At 73.5% G+C, this 17,673-nt stretch carries 16 protein-coding genes; 6 read left to right on the forward strand and 10 right to left on the reverse strand.

Going from position 1 to position 17,673, the window contains the following annotated elements; all coding sequences use genetic code 11:
- Positions 1 to 24: 24 nt before the first annotated feature.
- Both CD790_RS36160 and CD790_RS24615 read right to left on the reverse strand, forming a co-directional pair.
- Positions 25 to 3,894 (reverse strand): BTAD domain-containing putative transcriptional regulator, encoded by a 3,870-nt coding sequence (locus tag CD790_RS36160; RefSeq protein ID WP_260867853.1) that lies wholly within the window; start codon positions 3,892 to 3,894, stop codon positions 25 to 27.
- A 43-nt stretch (positions 3,895 to 3,937) separates the two neighbouring features.
- Complete coding sequence (locus tag CD790_RS24615; RefSeq protein ID WP_144385519.1) at positions 3,938 to 4,483, reverse strand: Uma2 family endonuclease; 546 nt, start codon at positions 4,481 to 4,483, stop codon at positions 3,938 to 3,940.
- Between the two features lie 78 nt (positions 4,484 to 4,561).
- On the opposite strand from CD790_RS24615, the gene CD790_RS24620 reads away from it, so the two are divergent.
- Positions 4,562 to 5,362, forward strand: coding sequence for a site-2 protease family protein (locus tag CD790_RS24620; RefSeq protein WP_144385520.1), 801 nt, complete (start codon positions 4,562 to 4,564; stop codon positions 5,360 to 5,362).
- Positions 5,363 to 5,489: 127 nt separating this feature from the next.
- Here CD790_RS24620 and CD790_RS24625 read toward each other — a convergent pair whose 3' ends face one another.
- The 6 genes from CD790_RS24625 to CD790_RS24650 all read right to left on the reverse strand — a co-directional run bounded on the left by CD790_RS24625 (position 5,490) and on the right by CD790_RS24650 (position 10,990).
- On the reverse strand, positions 5,490 to 5,690 hold the full coding sequence (locus CD790_RS24625) for a hypothetical protein (protein ID WP_144385521.1): 201 nt from the start codon (positions 5,688 to 5,690) through the stop codon (positions 5,490 to 5,492).
- 119 nt (positions 5,691 to 5,809) lie between these two features.
- Entirely contained in the window at positions 5,810 to 6,526 is a 717-nt protein-coding gene (npdG, locus tag CD790_RS24630; RefSeq protein WP_144385522.1) for an NADPH-dependent F420 reductase, read from the reverse strand.
- A gap of 24 nt (positions 6,527 to 6,550) precedes the next feature.
- Positions 6,551 to 7,483, reverse strand: coding sequence for a carbohydrate ABC transporter permease (locus CD790_RS24635; RefSeq protein ID WP_144385523.1), 933 nt, complete (start codon positions 7,481 to 7,483; stop codon positions 6,551 to 6,553).
- Positions 7,480 to 8,460, reverse strand: a complete 981-nt coding sequence (locus CD790_RS24640) for a carbohydrate ABC transporter permease (protein WP_144385619.1) — start codon at positions 8,458 to 8,460, stop codon at positions 7,480 to 7,482. The genes CD790_RS24635 and CD790_RS24640 overlap by 4 nt, the downstream gene beginning before the upstream one ends.
- A gap of 62 nt (positions 8,461 to 8,522) precedes the next feature.
- Positions 8,523 to 9,884 carry an ABC transporter substrate-binding protein gene (locus CD790_RS24645; RefSeq protein ID WP_144385524.1) on the reverse strand — a complete coding sequence of 454 codons (1,362 nt, stop codon included), beginning with the start codon at positions 9,882 to 9,884 and terminating at the stop codon, positions 8,523 to 8,525.
- Entirely contained in the window at positions 9,881 to 10,990 is a 1,110-nt protein-coding gene (locus CD790_RS24650) for an exo-alpha-sialidase (protein WP_144385525.1), read from the reverse strand. The genes CD790_RS24645 and CD790_RS24650 overlap by 4 nt, the downstream gene beginning before the upstream one ends.
- A gap of 356 nt (positions 10,991 to 11,346) precedes the next feature.
- Between CD790_RS24650 and CD790_RS24655 the strand changes: the two genes are divergently transcribed.
- The 3 genes from CD790_RS24655 (at position 11,347) to CD790_RS24665 (ending at position 13,743) form a co-directional block, all read left to right on the forward strand.
- Positions 11,347 to 11,547, forward strand: a complete 201-nt coding sequence (locus CD790_RS24655; protein ID WP_144385526.1) for a DUF5708 family protein — start codon at positions 11,347 to 11,349, stop codon at positions 11,545 to 11,547.
- 78 nt (positions 11,548 to 11,625) lie between these two features.
- On the forward strand, positions 11,626 to 12,246 hold the full coding sequence (locus CD790_RS24660) for a hypothetical protein (protein WP_144385527.1): 621 nt from the start codon (positions 11,626 to 11,628) through the stop codon (positions 12,244 to 12,246).
- Positions 12,247 to 12,423: 177 nt separating this feature from the next.
- Entirely contained in the window at positions 12,424 to 13,743 is a 1,320-nt protein-coding gene (locus CD790_RS24665; protein ID WP_144385528.1) for an MFS transporter, read from the forward strand.
- A 76-nt stretch (positions 13,744 to 13,819) separates the two neighbouring features.
- Here the strand turns inward: CD790_RS24665 and CD790_RS24670 are convergent, their stop codons facing one another.
- Positions 13,820 to 14,050 carry a hypothetical protein gene (locus CD790_RS24670; protein ID WP_144385529.1) on the reverse strand — a complete coding sequence of 77 codons (231 nt, stop codon included), beginning with the start codon at positions 14,048 to 14,050 and terminating at the stop codon, positions 13,820 to 13,822.
- Between the two features lie 72 nt (positions 14,051 to 14,122).
- On the opposite strand from CD790_RS24670, the gene map reads away from it, so the two are divergent.
- Together map and CD790_RS24680 are read left to right on the forward strand one after the other, a co-directional pair.
- On the forward strand, positions 14,123 to 14,980 hold the full coding sequence (map, locus tag CD790_RS24675; RefSeq protein ID WP_144385530.1) for a type I methionyl aminopeptidase: 858 nt from the start codon (positions 14,123 to 14,125) through the stop codon (positions 14,978 to 14,980).
- Positions 14,981 to 15,076: 96 nt separating this feature from the next.
- Positions 15,077 to 15,742 carry a heme oxygenase (biliverdin-producing) gene (locus CD790_RS24680; protein WP_144385531.1) on the forward strand — a complete coding sequence of 222 codons (666 nt, stop codon included), beginning with the start codon at positions 15,077 to 15,079 and terminating at the stop codon, positions 15,740 to 15,742.
- Between the two features lie 187 nt (positions 15,743 to 15,929).
- Here CD790_RS24680 and CD790_RS24685 read toward each other — a convergent pair whose 3' ends face one another.
- On the reverse strand, positions 15,930 to 17,591 hold the full coding sequence (locus CD790_RS24685; protein ID WP_144385532.1) for an HtaA domain-containing protein: 1,662 nt from the start codon (positions 17,589 to 17,591) through the stop codon (positions 15,930 to 15,932).
- Between the last annotated feature and the right edge of the window lie 82 nt (positions 17,592 to 17,673).

A 17,673-nucleotide genomic window follows, 5' to 3' on the forward strand; every position in this document is an offset into this window, starting at 1 on the left:
GAGGCACGGCGCGACGGGTCGAGGTCAGACCAGGGCGGCCGCGTCGTGCAGCGACAGCGCACCGCCCGCGGCGTGGGCGCGCTCGTAGGCGAGGTCGCCGAGCGCGCCCCGCGCCGCCCGCTCCGCCGCGGTCCGGTTGCCCCGCTCGATCGCGGGAAGCCACTTCACGGGGGGCCGCAGGGCGTCATAGGCGCCGATCAGCCGAGCCGCGCGGTCGGCCTCGGCGTCCGCGTCGAGGTCGACGAGGGCGCGGGCGGCGGTCAGCAGCAGGTTGATCGGGAGGTGGGGGGCGACCATCTCGGTGACGGGGTCCAGGGTTCGGGCGAGCGCGCCGCGCACCTTGGGCAGTGCCTCGTCGGGCCTGCCGTCGAGCACGTCCAGCCAGCCGAGCAGCCCCTCCACCAGGCCCTGGAAGAGGCCGACGGAGCGGTTGGCGAACTCGTCCAGCACGTGCAGCAGGGCGCGCGCCTCCTCGGTGCGGCCGGTGCCGGCGCAGCGCAGGGCGAGTTGCAGCCGGGCGTAGACGAGCGCCTCGGTGTCCGTGTGGTGATCGGCGGCGAGCACGGCGCGCAGCGCCCGCTCCCCCTCGGCGGCCGCGGCCTCGCCGCCGGCCTCGATCTGCGCCCCCGCCAGCCGGGCCCGCAACAGGTCGACTTGGGCCAGGGCGCCGAGCTCCTCGGCGTAACGGATCGCCGCCCGGTAGTCGTCCGCGGCGCGCTCGTACTCGCCGCGCTGTTCGAGCGCCTCGCCGCGTCCGGACAGTGCCTCGGCCGCGCCCCAGGCGTCGCCAGCCCGGATGAACAGCTCCAGGCTCTCGTCGGAGTCGTCGTCCGCCGACCGGCCGTGCCGCTGCCGCCACTGGACGATCTTGGCGCGCAGATGCAGGGTGAAGGCGAGCTCCCAGACGAGTCCCAGCTCCCGGCAGGTGCGCACCGCCCCGTCGATCGCCGCGTACAGCTTCGCCACATCGCCGGCGAGGATCAGCGCGTAGAACCACATCACGCCCGGTATTCGGCAGGTCTGCGGCAGGCCGGGGCGGTACGCCGTCACGATGCCGGCCAGCCGGCGCTGCGCCTCGGCTCCCGCCAGCAGGTGGACGTCACCGTCGAGGTTGGCCAGCTCGATCAGCCGCGCCCCGCGCCGCGCCTCCTCCAGCAGTTCGGGCGGCATGGGCGGGGGCGCGTCGGTGGGCCGCGTCAGCAGCGGCGGTGCGGGCGCGACGGGCGGGGCGTAGGGGTCGGGGCCGAGCCGGGCGGCGGCCGCGGACCAGTGCCGGGCGTCGCCGGAGTGGCCGCGCAACTGCCAGAACCAGCCCAGCGACAGCACCAGGCAGAGCGCCTCCTGTTCGTCGTCGGCGGCCACGGCGCGGCGCAGCGCGGTGCGCAGGTTGTCATGCTCCCGCTCCAGCCGGTCCAGCCAGCCGCGCTGGCCGTGGCCGCGCAGCAAGGGGTCGGCGGTGCGGGCGAGTTCGCGGTAGGTCACCAGGTGTCGGCGCTCCACGACGCCTCGCTCCCCCACCTCCGCCAACCGCTCCGCCGCGTACTCGGCGACCGTCTCCAACATCCGATACCGCATGGTGTCGCCGCCCGCGCCGGGCCCGCCGAGGTCGGGCGCGGCGACCACGAGCGACTTGTCGACCAGCGAGCCGAGCAGCGCGGCGACGTCGCGGGGGTCGACAAGCGGGGCGGCGAACGGCACGACGCCGGACGGACGAGTGCCGGTCGGACCGGCGCCCATGAGCCCGGCACCGGACGGCCCGGCGTCCATCGGCCCGGCACCGGACGGCGCAGCCCCCATCGGCGCGGCACCGGACGGACGAGTGCCGGTCGGACCGGCACCCACCGGCACGGCACCCATCGGCGCGGCGCCCACCGGACCAGCATCCGACGGCGAGGCACCCATCAGACCAGCACCCATCGGACCGGCATCGGACGCTCCCGTCGGGGCGTTCGTGTCACCCGTGCCGGGGGTGCCCGCGCCGGCGGTGCCCGCGTCGGGTACGTCCGCGGCGGGGCCGCCGGCGGACCCCGCGCCCGGGAAGTGGCCACCGTCCGGCAACGTCCCGGGCCCCGGTACCGCGCCGTTGGCGCCCTCCCGGAGCTCGGCGGGCCGGGCGGCCGCCCCGCCGACCGGCCACGTGGACTCCGCGCGGCGGGCCGGCGGCGCACCGCCCGGGGTCCCGGCCCCGGGGTCGGCGGCGGGCGGCGGGTCGGCGCAGACCGCTTCGGCCGCCGCCAGGTCGCAGCCGCCCGCGAAGACCGACAGCCGGCGCAGCACGGTGCGCTCGCGCTCGTCCAGCAGCTCCCAGGACCAGTCCACGACCGCGCGCAGCGTCTGCTGGCGCGGCAGCACCGTACGACTGCCGCTGGTCAGCAGCCGGAACCGGTCGTCCAGTCGGTCCGCGATCTGTCGCGGGGTCAAGAGCCGTAGTCGGGCAGCCGCCAACTCGATCGCCAGCGGCAGCCCGTCCAACCGCCGACAGATCTCGGCGCTGGCCTCGGGGTCCTCGTCGGTGCGGCAACCAGGCCGGGCGGAGGCCCCGCGGTCCTGGAGGAGCCGCAGCGCGGTCGCGTCCGACAGCGGCTCCACGGGCCGCACCGACTCCCCTGGCACCGCCAGCGGCTCCCGGCTGGTGGCCAGCACGGTGACGCCCGGGCAGCGGGTGAGCAGCGCCTCGGCGAGCCGGGCGGCGGCGTCGATGACGTGCTCGCAGTTGTCGAGCACCAGCAGCAGCCGGCGCTGGGCGCAGTGCTCGGCGAGCCGGGCGAGCGGATCGCGCGCGCCCGGGTCGGCCGCGGCGCGCAACTCCTCGACCGCCGTGCCGCGGATGACCGTCTCCCGACCGCCGAGTGTGGTCAGCACCGCCTCCGCGACGGTGTCGGGGTCCTCCACCGGCGCGAGTTCGGCCAGCCACACCCCGTCCGGCCAGTCTCCGGCGACCGCCTCCGCCGCCTCCTGGGCCAGCCGGGTCTTCCCCGAGCCGCCGGGGCCGGTGAGCGTGACCAACCGATCCGTCGTCAGATCGGCGCGGAGCGCGGCGAGATCGACCTCGCGCCCGACGAAGCTGGTGAGCCGGGCGCGCAGATTGCCGTGACCGCCGTGGCCGCCGCGCCCGCCGGGACCGGGGGCGGTACGGGCGGCGCCCGGGTCCACGGCGCCCGAGGTGCCTCCAGGGCCCGCCTCCAGCAGCTCCTCGTGCAGGGCGCGGAGTTCGGGTCCGGGGTCGGCGCCGAGGCGCTCGGCGAGCTCCCGGCGTACGTCCTCGTAGGCGGCCAGGGCCTCCGCCGGACGCCCCGCGGCGCGCAGGGCGCGGATGCGCAGCGCGTGCAGCGGCTCGTCGAGCGGGTGCGCGGCGCAGAGCCCGGTGAGGGCGAGCAGGGCGGCCTCGGCGCGGCCGAGGGCGAGGTCCGCCTCGGCGCGGGCGCGGCGGGCGCCCAGCCGCCGGGCCTCGGCGCGGGCGGCGGTGGCGGTGCCTCCGGGGAGGTCGACGAGGGCCGGGCCGCGCCACAGCGCCAGCGCCTCGTCGAGGAGGGCGCGGGCCCGCTCCGGGTCGCCGTCGGCCAGCGCCCGCGCTCCGTCCTCCGCGCCCCGCTCGAAGCGGTGCAGGTCCACGTCGACGGGGGCGGCGGCGAGTTGGTAGCCGCCGGGCACGGAGAGCACGGCCTCCCTGCCGAGCGCCCGGCGCAGCCGGCCGACCAGCGCCTGGAGCGCCGCGGGGGCGTCCTGCGGCGGCTCCTCGGGCCACACCTCGGCGATCAGCGCCCCGATGGGGCGCGCCCGCCCCGGCCGCAGCGCCAGCGCCGTCAGCAGGGCGCGCAGCCGAGCGCCGCCGAGGGCGACGGGGTCGCCGTCGGGACGGTGGACCTGGGTGGTGCCGAGGATGCCGTAACGCACCGGTCCATTGTCCGGGGCGCCTTCGGCGCACGTCGCAGCGGGTTCAGACCCGCATGAACGTCGAGGAGTCCAGTACCAGGGTCTGGTCGCCGACCGGGATGCGGATCTCCTCGCCGAACTTCCCGGATTCCGAGTGCTGGTAGCCGTCGTTCTCGGGGAGTGTCAGCAGGGTCCACCGCGCGGTGAGAACGTTGACGACCAGATACGCCGGGATGCCGCGCATCGCGTAGTGATCGGCCTTCGTGCTGTGGTCCCGGCCCTCGCTCTCCGGCGAGACGACCTCGACCACGAAGGGCAGCTGGTCTTCCATGATCTTGCTGTCACCGGGCTTGAAGCGGTCGCTCGGCACCGCCGACGCGTCCGGCTCGGGGCTGTGTCCCTCACGCGGCGGAGTGACCGCGAACCCGCCCACCGGCTGCCACCCCGGCAACCGCTCCTCGATCTGGTTCTCGATGCGACGCCGCGTGGTCCAGTGCGCGCCGGTGACCGGCACCAGCGTCAGCCCGTTCCCGGTCAGCCGGAGTCGCATGTTCCTTGGCAGCCGAAGCTGCTCCCGCAGACCGTCCGAGCCCTCGTCGGCGACCGTCATGATGGCTACCTCCCTGGCCGGGTCGCCCGCAGAATAGCCCCGGGCCACACGCCGAGGCCGCCGCTTGGAGGCACCCGCATGAACACCGCTACAATCCGCCGCCGCGATCGGCGGATCAGCCCCGTCTTCCTCGCCTTGGTCGCGGTCATGGCCGCGTCCGGGTGGGCGGTGTGGCACCGCGCCGCGGGGAGCACGGGGTTCGCGGTGTTCCTGTTCGTGGTGTCGGGCTGGGTGGTGTCGCTGTGTCTGCACGAGTACGCGCACGCGCGGACGGCCCTGCACAGCGGGGATCTGTCGATCGAGGCGAAGGGCTATCTGACCCTCGACCCGCTGAAGTACACCCATGTGGCGCTCAGCATCGTGCTGCCCGTGATCTTCGTGATCATGGGTGGGATCGGGCTGCCGGGCGGGGCGGTCTTCATCGAGCGGCACCGGATCCGGGGGCGCTGGCGGCACAGCCTGATCTCGGCGGCGGGCCCGCTGACCAACGTGCTGTTCGCGGCCGCGCTGACGGCGCCGTTCTGGCTGGACGCGCTGGCGGGGGTGCCGGACACCTTCCGCTACGCGCTGGCGTTCCTGGCGCTGCTCCAGGTCACCGCCGCGATCTTGAACTTCCTGCCGGTGCCCGGGCTGGACGGCTACGGGGTGATCGAACCGTGGCTGTCGCACCGGGTGCGGCGGCAGGTCGAGCCGTTCGCGCCCTTCGGGCTGCTCGCGGTCTTCGGCGTGCTGTGGATCCCGGAGGTCAACGTCGCCTTCTTCGACGCCGTGGACGCGCTGCTGCGGACGCTGGGCGTGCCGGAGGGGGACACCTTCTGGGGGTATGAGTACTTCCGCTTCTGGCGCGGCGAGCCGCAGCCGCCGACCTTCGGCGGCTAGGCGGGTCCTCCGCGGAAACGGGCGGCACGGGTCCGCGGACCAGCCCGCGGTCGGGGCTCAGCCCGCGGTCGGGGCTCAGTTCGCGGTCGGGACTCGGCCACGGTCGGGACTCGGCCGCGGTCGGGGCTCAGCTCGTGGCCTGGGCGCTCTCGGCCCGCGCCGCCTTGTCCAGCTTCGCCTTGCGGACGTAGAACCAGATCATGTTGAAGGCGATGCCGGCGAGCAGGACCCAGATCACGCCGAGGAAGCTGCCCTGCGCGAACGACACGACGGCCGCGGCGACGGCGAGGACGCAGACGATCAGGGCATAGAGGGCGAGGCGGGGCATGGGGGCGGCTCCTGTCCGGGACATTCGGTCCGAACCATTGTCCACCACCCCCCGGGGCGGACGGGGGTGCGCCCCGCCATCGGGCCCGCGCCCCGCCCGCCACGCCGCTCACCGGCGCCTCAGACGTCGGTGACCCGCAGCCCCGCGTGCGCCTTGTACCGCCGGTTCACCGAGATCAGGTTCGCCACCAGGGACTCGACCTGGTGGGCGTTGCGCAGCCGGCCGGCGAAGACGCCGCGCATGCCGGGGATGCGCGCCGCGAGGGCCTGCACCAGGTCGGTGTCGGCGCGGGACTCGCCCAGCACCATCACATCGGTGTCGATCTGCTCGATCTCCGGGTCCTGGAGCAGCACCGCGGAGAGGTGGTGGAAGGCGGCGGTGACCCGCGACTCCGGCAGCAGGGCGGCGGCCTGCTCGGCGGCGCTGCCCTCCTCCGGCTTCAGCGCGTAGGCGCCCTTCTTGTCGAAGCCCAGCGGGTTGACGCAGTCGACGACGAGCTTCCCGGCCAGTTCGCCGCGCAGCGCCTGGAGGGTCTTGGCGTGCCCCTCCCAGGGCACGGCGATGATCACGATGTCGCTGCGCCGGGCGCACTCGGCGTTGTCGGCGCCCTCGACGCCCAGGCCCAGCTCGGCGGCGGCGGTCTCGGCGCGCTCGGCGGCCCGCGAGCCGATGATCACCTTCTGGCCCGCCCGGGCGAGTCGGTAGGCGAGGCCGCGGCCCTGGTCGCCGGTGCCGCCGAGCACGCCGACCACCAGCCCGGACACATCCGGAAGGTCCCAAGGGTCCTTCGCCGGGGCCTTCTTCGCATTCTCCGCAGGAGCGTCAGCAGTAGTCATGACAGCGATACTGTCACGCTCGTCTCAGGCCTTGACGCTGCCCTCGGTCAGGCCGGTGCGCCAGTACCGCTGGAGCACTCCCATCAGCACCATCAGCGGGAGGACGGAGAGGAACGCCCCGCCGACCGTGTACTGGTACAGCACCGGCTGTCGGTCGGCGTACCCCTGCCACTGGGTGAGGCCCAGCTGGAGGGGGTAGAGCTCGGAGTCCGAGAGCATGACCAGCGGCAGGAAGAAGTTGTTCCAGATGTGCACGAACTGGAACAGGAAGACCGTGACCAGGGCCGGGGTCATCAGCCGCAGCCCGAGCGTGGTGAAGATCCGCACCTCTCCCGCGCCGTCGATCCGGGCCGCCTCCAGCAGCGAGTCGGGCACCGCCGCGGCGGCGTAGATGCGGCACAGATAGACCCCGAAGGGGCTGACCACGCTGGGGATGAGGACGGCCCAGTAGGTGTTGGCCAGCCCCACCTCGCTGAACAGCAGATACAGCGGAAGCGCGAGGGCGGTGCCGGGCAGCAGCACCCCCGCCAGCACCACGCTGAAGATCGCCTCTCGACCGGGGAAGGAGTACTTCGCCAGCGCGTAGCCCGCGGCCGCCGAGAGCAGGGTGGCGGCCACGGCGCCGATCCCCGCGTACCCCAGGCTGTTGAGGAACCAGCGCACGTAGATGCCGTCGTCGTGGGTGAGGACGTCGCCGAGGTACTCGACGGGGTGCGGGTCGGAGAACCAGAAGCCGAAGGTGCCGAACAGGTCCGCGCTGGACTTCGTCGCCGAGACGGTCAGCCAGTAGACGGGGATCAGGAAGTAGATCGCGGCGACGGTCAGCAGCGACGCGGTGATGATGCGGTAGCGCAGCGGCGGCTCCTGCGCGGAGCGCCGGGCCCGCCGCGGCGCGGACCGCGCGTGGTCCGGCTCCCGGGCCGGGCTCGGCCGGCTCGCCGTGGACACCCGGCTCATGGGCCGCTCTCCTCTCCGCCGCCGCGCGGCGCGCCGCCCCGCCGACCGGTGGCGCGCCCGGCCCCGCCCTCCGGTCCGCCGCGCTGGCCGACCAGCCGGAGGAAGCCGAAGGACAGCACGCACGCCACGAGCGCCAGCAGCACGGCCTCCGCCGCCGCGATGTGCTGGTTGTTGCTGGTGAACGCCTCGTTGTAGGCGGCCAGGTTGGGGGTGTAGCCGGAGTCGATGGAGTTGGTCAGCGGTCGCAGCACCATCGGCTCGGCGAAGAGCTGGAGGGTGCCGATGATGCTGAAGACGGTGGTGAGCACCAGCGCCGGGCGGATCAGCGGCAGCTTGATGTGCCGGGCCACCTGCCAGGCGTTCGCACCGTCGATCTTCGCGGCCTCGTAGAGGTCCTCCGGGACCGCCTTCAGCTGGGCGATCAGCACCAGCATGTTGTAGCCCGCGAACTGCCAGGTGACGATGTTGGCGATGGACCACAGCACGGTGGAGCGGTCCAGGAAGTCGACGTCCCAGCCGACCGAGTGCGCCATCTCCACCAGCGGGCTGATGCCCGGCACGTACAGGAAGCCCCACAGGATCGAGGCGATCACCCCGGGCACCCCGTACGGCAGGAAGAAGGAGGTCCGGAAGAAGCCGACCCACCGGGCCGAGGCGGAGTCCAGCAGCAGCGCCAGCGCGGTGGCCAGCGCGATCATCACCGGGATCTGCACCGCGCCGAAGATCAGCACGCGGACGAAGCCGGCGGTGAAGCGGTCGTCCTGGAGGGCGTGGGCGTAGTTGGACAGGCCCGCCCACACCTCCCTCGTCTCGCCGCCGAGGCCGAGCGGCCCGGTGCGCTCCACCCTGAGCAGGCTCTGGTAGACGGCGTAGACGATGGGCGCCAGGAAGCAGAGCCCGAAGAGGGCGAGGAAGGGCAGCAGAAAGCCGGCCGCCGCGCGGGCACCGCGGGCCTCGGTGGGGGTGAAGCGCCGCACGTGCGGGGCGCGGGGACGGCGCTCGGCGTCGGGGGTGCGGCCGGCCGTACGGCGGGCGCCCCTCACCCCGACTCCACCTTCAGCCCCTTGTCCTTCAGGTCCTGGACGGTGGCGCGCTGGACCGTCTTCAGCACCGAGCGGAAGGAGTCGCCCTCGGCGAGCGCCTCGGTGAAGGAGTCGCCGAGCCGCTGGTAGAGGGTGTCGACCGCCGGGCCCCACTTCCAGCTGGTGTCCACGCCCCGGCCCGCCTCGGCGAAGACGCTGCTGTACTCCTGTCCGCCGAAGAAGTCCTTGTGGACGTCGAGGTCGGCGGTGCGGTAGCCGCCCTTGGCGGCCGGGAAGCCGTAACCGCCCTCGATCAACAGCTTGATCGACTCCGGGTCGGTGTTCAGCCAGACCGCGAAGGCCAGGGCGTCCTTGGGGTAGCGGGAGTGGGCGAAGACGGCCGTCGTGGAGCCGCCCCAGTTGGCGTAGGCGGCCTCCCCCTTCCTCCACTGCGGCATGGGGACGACCCGCCACCGGCCGGCGGTCCCGGGGGCGTTGCCGACCAGCAACGCGTCGCCCCAGCTGGCGCCCAGCCAGGACGTCATGGCGCCGGTCTGGATGTCCTTGTACCAGGCGTTCTGCCGGTCCGGGATGGTCTTGACCAGCTTCTGTCGGACCAGCGCCTCCCAGTAGTCGGCGACCTTGCGGGTCGGCTCGTCGTCGACGCTGACCGTCCAGGCGTCGCCGGCCGTGCCGAACCAGCTCGCCCCGGCCTGCCAGGCCAGCCCCGCGAAGCGGTTGCCGTTGGTCGGCGAGAAGGTCTCGATCCAGGCGCCCCGCCTGCGGATCTCCTTGGCCGCCGCCGCGTAGTCGTCCCAGGTGGCGGGCGGCTCGACATCCCACCGGTCGAAGAGGTCCTGACGGACGAACAGTCCCATCGGACCGGACGCCTGGGGGACGGCGTAGACGCCCTCGCCGAAGACGGACTGCTGCCACTGCCAGCCGACGAACTTGCCTCGCTGCGCCCGCACCCCGTACTTCGTCAGGTCGGCCAGCCCGTTGTCCAGCAGGAAGCTGGGGACCACGGGGTATTCGATCTGGCCGAGGTCGGGCGGGTTGCCCGCCTTGATGGAGGCGTGCATCTTCGCGTACTGGGCGCCGTTGACCGCGGAGACCTTCTCCAGCTTGATCCGCACATCCGGGTTCCCGGAGTTCCACAGGTCCACGGACTTGTCGATGCCCGGCACCCAGGACCAGAAGGTGAGGGTGATCTTCTCCCCCTCCTTGCGCCCCTTGGGCTCGTCACCGCCGTCCCCGTCGGAGCCGCAGCCCGTCAGTCCGGTCATCCCGGTCAGCGCGAGACCGGCCGCGGCGGCGGCCGAGCCGCCCAGGACGGCCCGCCGGCCCGTTCGGTGGTCGTTCGGGGGGTTGGCGCTCATAGCAGCTCCTCCACCGGAATCCGCCGGAAGGTGATCGTCGAGTAGGCGCTGAAGTCACCGGTCTCGTAGAGCAGCCCGACCGTCTCGTCGTCGATCCGGACCAGGTCGGAGTAGGCGGCCGGCAGCCCGTCGACGGTGTACGCCGGGCGCCAGGTGACGCCGCCGTCGTCGCTGGCCCGCACCGTCATCAGGGCTCGGAAGCCGGGGTCGGCGGGGCCCGAGTAGAGCAGCAGGTCCGGCTCGCCCAGGTGCAGCACGCTGCCCTCGACCACCGGGCCGGTGAGCCCGGCCTGCGGCCGGAAGGGCTTGGCGAGGGTGGCGCCGCCGTCGAGGGAGTAGGCGTCGGCGCGGGTGCCGGGGGCGGGCGAGTCGTTGCGGGCGTTGAGGTAGATCCGGCCGTCGGGGAGCTCGGCCGCGGTGGTCTCGTTGACGTTGACGTAGTTGTCGGGGTTGTCGTCGGTGTATCCGATCCGCCAGGTCTCGCCGCCGTCGTCGCTCAGCAGCCCGTGACCGCCGTTGTAGGCGCCCTCGGTGCCGTTGTCCGCGCCGGTCGGGGGCAGCGAGTGGTTGGCCGGGACCAGGATCCGGCCGGCGTGCTCGCCGTGGCGCAGCTGGAGGGCGTGGCCCGGGGTGGTGGCGTACCACCGCCACTCGGCCCGCTTGGTCTCCTTGGTGATCTCGCGCGGGCGGCTCCAGCCGCGGCCGTGGTCGTCGCTGTGCTGGAGCCAGACCCGGCGCCCGTCCTCCTCCGGCACCTGGCCGCGTCTGATCCGGTCCTCGGTGGCGGTGGCGCCGCTGCGGACGTGCACCAGGACGATCCGCCCGCCCTCCAGCACCACGGGGGCGGGGTTGCCGGCGGTGCCGGTGCCGTTCTGGGTGACGACCTGTAACCGGCCCCAGGTGCGACCGCCGTCGGCGGAGCGCCGAAGCACCACGTCGATGTCGCCGTGGTCGGCGGCGGAGCCCACCCGTCCCTCGGCGAAGGCGAGCAGCTCGCCGCTGTCGGCCACCACCACCGCGGGAATGCGGTAGCTGGCGTACCCCCCGACCCCGGCCTGGAACGGCACGGACACCTCAGGGGTACGCGTCGCCACACCGTCTGTCATCAGACCCTCCCGATGCCGCGTCGCAATCGAGCGTGGTGCCGACCGTGCCGGTCCGGCCGAGGAGCGTCACCACCCGCCGGGCCGCGCCCCGCGGACCGGACGTAGGACGTCCTCTGTGTGCGGTGACCATAGGGATTGCCTGATAGGGCGTCAAGGTACGGCACATGAACACTTGGCGAGCCGGTCGGCCTGCACCGCCCACCCGCGGTCCGCGGCCACCGTCCCTCCCGTTCCTCCCGTCCTTCACGGACGCCCTCCGCCCGCCCGCGGGGTCCCTCGAAGGATGCAGTCCGGCTCCGCCGAAGTCGTACGCGCGGACGAAGATCCACAGGCGCCCGCCGCCCTACGGTGGGGCGATGAACACAGCAGTGAAGAACCTCGTTGAAGGCGCCGGCACCCTCGCCGTCGGAGCGGCGCTGTGGCTGGTCGGCGGCGATGTCCACGTCCCCGTCATCGACCTCGACAAGACCGGCGTCGTCGTCGCCTGCGTCGGCGCGGCGCAGCTGCTGTACGGCGGGTATCTGACGGCGGGGCGCGCCTCCCGCACCCGGGGGTAGCCCGCGTCGCCCGCTCGAAGGAGTGACCCGTTCCGGATACCGGCCACGAGCGCGGCGGCGCCCGGCAGGATGCGGCGCATGGACGCGGTACGGGTCGCGCTGCTGCGCGAGGTGCTGGCCGGGACCGAGTGGCTGCGCGACACCCGACGCTTCGCCGGGTCGCTGCGGGCCTCGGTGGGTCCGCACGGCGGCGGGCTGCTTCTGGTCGGGAGCGCGGAGTACGAGCCGTGGCACCTGGCCGCCCACCTGGACGACGAAGCCGCCTGGTCCGGGCTTCCCGAACTGTCCCCCACCCTGGTCCGGCACCGCGTCCCCGATGGCGTGCCGGCGCACCTGTCGGTCGGACTGGGGAGGCTGGAGGCCGCCGGGCGCGGCGAGACGCTGCTGGTGGTGACCCCCGAGGCGCCCGGCGCGGGGCTGTTGGAGCGGGTCCACGACGCCCGGCGCGGCGGGGCGCGGATCCTGGCCCTGGACGGCGGCGACCCGGACCTGAGCGGCCTGTCCCACGACGCCCTCGCCGTGCCGCCGGACGCCGACCTCGACCTCGACACCGTGCAGCACCTGGTCAGCGCGGCCGCCGGCGAGAACGGCGGGCCGGCCGCGCACTCCGGCCGCGCGAGCCGTGGCCGGCGCCGCTTCCGGGACCGGCTGACCCGGCTGGCCGACGGGCTGACGGCGCCGCCGCCCATGCGCTGGTGAACGGCGCCCCGGCGCCGCCGGCGGGCGAGCCCGGCCGGCCGGCGTCCCGAGGCACAGGCCCCGTCGCCGCCGCGAGCCGGGTCCCCTCGCCGTGAGCCGGACCCCCGTCGCCGCCGTGAGCCGGACCCCCAATATTCAGTTGCTCGTAGCACTTACCGGCGCGGATGATGACCGATTGTGACCGACGACGATCAGCCACCTCGGAAGGGGCGGCTCCGCGCCCTGTTGCCCGATATCTCGCCCTGGCGCTCCTCGCGGGACTTCCGACTGTTGTGGCTCGCCGGCCTGGTGACGTCGTTCGGCAGCTTCCTGAGCCTGGTGGCGCTGCCGCTCCAGATCAAGGAGCTGACCGGGTCGGCGTTCGCGGTCGGCGCCATCGGCGCGGTGGAGTTGGTGCCGCTGATCGTCTTCGGGCTGTACGGCGGGGCGCTGGCGGACGCCGTCGACCGCCGCAAGGTCATCCTGCTCACCGAGGCGGGGCTGGGCCTGATGGCGGTCGTGCTGCTGGTCAACAGCCTGCTGCCGGACCCCATGCTCTGGCCGTTGTACGTGGTCGCGGCGGTGGCCAGCGCGCTCACCGGACTCCAGCGCCCGGCGATCGACGCGGTGGTGGCCCGGATCGTGCCGCACGACCAGATCACCGCGGCCGCCGCGCTGAACGCGCTGCGCTGGCAGGTGTCGGCCGTGGCGGGGCCCTCGCTGGCCGGTGTCATCGTCGCGTACCTGGGGCTGCCGCTGGCGTACGGACTGAACATCCTGACCTTCGTGGTCTCCGTCCTGCTCAGCCTGCGGCTGACCGCCGCGCCGCCCGCGCACGACGCGGAGAAGCCCTCGCTGCGCGCGATAGCGGAGGGCGCCGTCTACGCCTGGCGCCGCAAGGAGCTGCTGGGCACGTACGTGGTCGACATGGCCGCGATGTTCTTCGCCTTCCCCACCGCGATCTATCCCTTCCTCGTCGACGACTTGGACGCGCCCTGGGCCCTGGGGCTGCTGTACGCCGCCATGCCGGCCGGCTCCATGGTGGTGAGCGCGACCAGCGGATGGACCTCACGGGTGCACCGACACGGGCGGATGGTGGCGCTGGGGGCGGCGGTGTGGGGCCTGGCGATGGCGGCGGCGGGCCAGATGAGCAACATCTGGCTGGTGCTGCTGTGCGTGGCCGTCGCGGGCGCCGGGGACATGGTCAGCGGACTGTTCCGGTCGACGATGTGGAACCAGACCATCCCCGACGAGTTGCGCGGCCGGCTCGCCGGCATCGAGCTCCTCTCCTACACCGTGGGCCCGCAGCTGGGTCAGGTCCGCGTCGGCACGATGGCCGGTCTGACCGGCGTGCGCACCGCCATCTGGTCCGGCGGACTGGCGTGTGTCGCGTCCGTCGGCCTGCTGGTGCTGACGCTGCCCAGGCTGATGGCGTACGACGCCCGGACCGACGACCACGCGCTGCGGATGCGGGCGGCGCGGGCCGAGCAGGCCGAGCGGGCCGAGGTCGCGTCGTAGAGCGGCCGCCGGGTCGGCGCGCCGCGACCCCCGGCCCCTCACTTCCAAGGAGGGGGACAGGGGTCGCCTCATGGACTTACTCCGTGTCGTCGCCCTTCGGTGAACCGTCATGCCAGCGCGGGTCCGTCTCCCACTCGACGTTGCGCTCCCGCGCGGTGGCCATCGCGTGGGACGCCTCCTGGCGGGTGGCGTACGGGCCGAAGCGGTCGGCGGCCCGGCACTGGGGGCCCTCCTCGACGGTTCCGTGCTTGAGGCAGTAGTACCACTCGCCGGGCTTGCCGGCCGTTCTCCGCTTGAACAGCGCCATCCGACTCTCCTCCCACCGGGCCGTCGTCCTTGCCGCCATGCTGCCCGATGACCCGCGGATACACTCGCTGACATGTCTGGCCAGTCGCTTCTCACCCCGGGGACGCTCTCCCCCACCCGCCCCGTCCCCGCCTCGATCCCGCGCCCCGAGTACGTGGGCAGGGAGGCCCCGACCCCGTACACGGGACCCGAGGTACAGGACGCCGAAACGATCGAGCGGATGCGGCACGCGGGCCGGATCGCCGCGCAGGCCATGGCGGAGGCCGCGAAGCACATCGCGCCGGGCGTCACCACCGACGAGCTGGACCGGGTCGCCCACGAGTTCCTGTGCGACCACGGCGCCTACCCGTCGACGCTGGGCTACCGGGGCTTCCCCAAGTCGCTGTGCGCCTCGGTGAACGAGGTCATCTGCCACGGCATCCCGGACTCCACGGTGCTGCGCGACGGCGACATCGTGAACCTGGACGTGACCGCCTACATCGGCGGTGTGCACGGCGACAACAACGCCACCTACCTGTGCGGCGAGGTGGACGAGGAGTCGCGGCTGCTGGTGGAGCGCACCCGGGAGTCGCTGAACCGCGCGATCAAGGCCGTGAAGCCGGGCCGCCAGATCAACATCATCGGCCGGGTCATCGAGTCGTACGCCAAGCGCTTCGGCTACGGGGTGGTCCGCGACTTCACCGGCCACGGCATCAACTCCTCGTTCCACTCCGGACTGATCGTTCCGCACTACGACTCCCCGCACCACACCACCGAGATCAGGCCGGGGATGACCTTCACCATCGAGCCGATGCTGACGCTGGGCACCTATGAGTACGACATGTGGGAGGACGGCTGGACCGTGGTGACCAAGGACCGGAAGCGGACCGCGCAGTTCGAGCACACGCTGGTGGTCACCGAAACGGGTGCGGAGATCTTGACTCTGCCGTAGCATTTTTACCGACAGTGCGTCGGAAAGCGATTGACTTAGGTAAGCCTAAGTAGGGACAATCGACTTCCCGTCACCTCTTGGTACCCGGAGGCCGCCTTGGACGCCGCAGCCAGCTCGACGCCGTTCTCCTCGCTGATCCGCACCGCCTCGCACGCGCAGCACACGGAGGCGGAGAACTCGACGTTCATGAGCGACATGCTCGGCGGCCGCCTGGGCATCGCCGCCTACCGCCGCTACACCGAGCAGCTGTGGTTCGTGTACCGCGCGCTGGAGTCGTTCTCCACCGCCCTCTCCGCCGACCCGGTGGCGGGCCCGTTCATACGGCCCGAGCTGGCCCGCGCCCCGGAGCTGGCCCGCGACCTGGCCCACCTCGGCGGGCCCGAGTGGCGGTCGAGCCTGACCCCGCTGCCCGCGACGGCCGCGTATGTGGCGCGGATCGAGGAGTGCGCCCGCGACTGGCCGGCCGGCTATGTGGCGCACCACTACACGCGCTATCTGGGCGATCTCTCCGGCGGCCAGGTCATCCGCGGCACCGCGGAGAAGACCTGGGGCTTCGCGCGCAAGGGCGACGGCGTGCGCTTCTACGTCTTCGAGGACATCGCCAACCCGGCCGCCTTCAAGCGGCACTACCGCGAGCTGCTGGACGCGCTGCCGGTGGACGACCTGGAGAAGCAGCGGGTCGTCGACGAGTGCAAGCGCGCGTTCCGGCTGAACACGGCCGTCTTCCAGGAGCTGGGCCGGGAGTTCTCGCTCAGCGCCTGAAGCCCGAGGATCCTCACGCCCCGCCCACCGAGCCGTTCGGCCCGGTGGGCGGGGCGTTGGCGTGACGGGGCCCGGCCGACGCCTCCACCGGCGGCGGAGACGGGGGCGGACACGCGGGCGCCCGCACCCGCCGGGGGACAGGATCCGGCGGGTGCGGGCGCGCTCAGGGGCGTCGGCCCGAAGGGCGTCAGCCCGTCACGGGTCGCACGCGGCGGCGGGTGGCGTACGCGGCGGCCGCGCCGCCCGTCACCAGCAGGGCCGCGGTGCCCAGCAGGACCTCGGCGGGAGCGCCGCTGCCGGTGCTGGCCAACGAGGCGGTGCCGGTGCCGCCCGTGATGCCGCCGGAGCCCCCGGTGCCGCTGTCCGAGCCGCTCGTGGCGGCGACATCCGAGCCGCCGGAGTCACCGGAACCGTCGGAGCCGCCAGAGCCGTCGGAGCCGCCGCCTGCGCCGGGCAGTGTGGCCTTGCCGCTGAGCGAGACGGACACCTGGACCGGGTCGAGCGCCTCACCGGCCTGGTAGAAGCCGCCGAACGCCTTGGCGCCTTCCTTGGTCAGCTTGGCCGGGACGTTCTTGAGGGTGATGACGGAGCCCTTGGGCTTGAGGGCGCCCGACGGCACCTTCAGGTCCGCGACGGTCTGGTCGTTGGACTTGGTGACCTTGCCCGAGGTGCGGTCCTTGGACGAGACGTCGGCGACCAGCGCGCCCCCGGTGCCGTTGACCCGGACCTTCAGATCGCTGAACTTCAGGTCGAGCTTGCCCTCGTGCCCGGTGAAGCGGACGCCGCCGGCGAAGCCCGCGTTGAGCGTCTTGGCCTTCAGGTCGTAGGAGCCCTTGCCGTCCGGGAAGCCGAAGCCGCCGTTCTTGGTCTTGGTGGCACCACCGGACACCGCGATCTTGCCGTTGGCGATGGGGCCGGTGACGTACGTGCGGAAGGACTCCTTGACGCCCCAGCCGAGGTCACCATCGGCGATCTTGCCCTTGGCGGGCGGGGCGGTGGGGCGGGGGCCGCTGGGCGTGGGCTTGGGGGTGCCCGCCGTGGGCTTGGCGGTCGCCGTCTGGGTGGGCCGCGGCTTGGTCGTGGGCTTGCCGGTGGGCTGGGTGGTGGGCCGCGTGGTCGGCTGGGTCGTGGGCCGCTCCGTCGGCTGGGTCGGCTGGGGCGTCGGCGTGGGCCGGGTGGGCGGGGCCCCGCCCGCCTTCACCGACAGGGTGGCCGGGTCGAGCGCGTCACCCTCCTTGTAGTAGCCGAGGAACGCCTTGGCGCCGTCGGCGGTCAGGGTGGCCGGGATGTCGGCGTAGGTGACCATCCCGCCCTGGCTGCCCGGCTTCAGACCGGTCAGGTCGAGGTTGGCGAAGACCACGTCGTCCGAGAGCTTGCCCGACGCGGTGACGTCGACGACGATCGACCCCTTGGTGCCCTGGGTGCGGACCTTGACGTCGCTGAACTTCAGGTCGAGCTGGCCCTCGTGCCCGGTGAAGCGGACGCCGCCCTTGAAGGTGGTGTCGACGGCGTGGGTCGACAGGTCGTAGGAGCCCTTGCCGCCGGTGAAGGTGAAGGGGCCGTTGCCGGGAGCCTGGCCGGCGCCCTCCGCGGTCTCGATCTTGCCGTGGGCGATCGGGCCGGTGACGTACTTACGGAAGCGCTCCTTCACTCCCCATGTCAGCGTGCCGTCCGTGATCTCCAGCTTCGGCGGGGCGCCGTTCGCCACTCTCTCCTGCGAGTCGCTCGCGGCGCTGGCCGGAAGGGCGAGCGCGGTGGCGCCGATGGCGGCGCCGGCCGTGGCGACCGCCGCCGCGAGGGCGAGCGTGCCGCGCCGGGCCCGACGAGCGGCGGGCGAGGTTTCGGTCATGGTCGGGGTCTCCTTCAAGGGGACTGGGATGGGGGTGGCGGGATCCGCCGCTTGGTCGGTTCGGCGGTTCCCGGCGGGCCGA

The sequence above is a fragment of the Streptomyces sp. SAJ15 genome (assembly GCF_007595705.1).
Classification (GTDB): Bacteria; Actinomycetota; Actinomycetes; order Streptomycetales; family Streptomycetaceae; genus Streptomyces.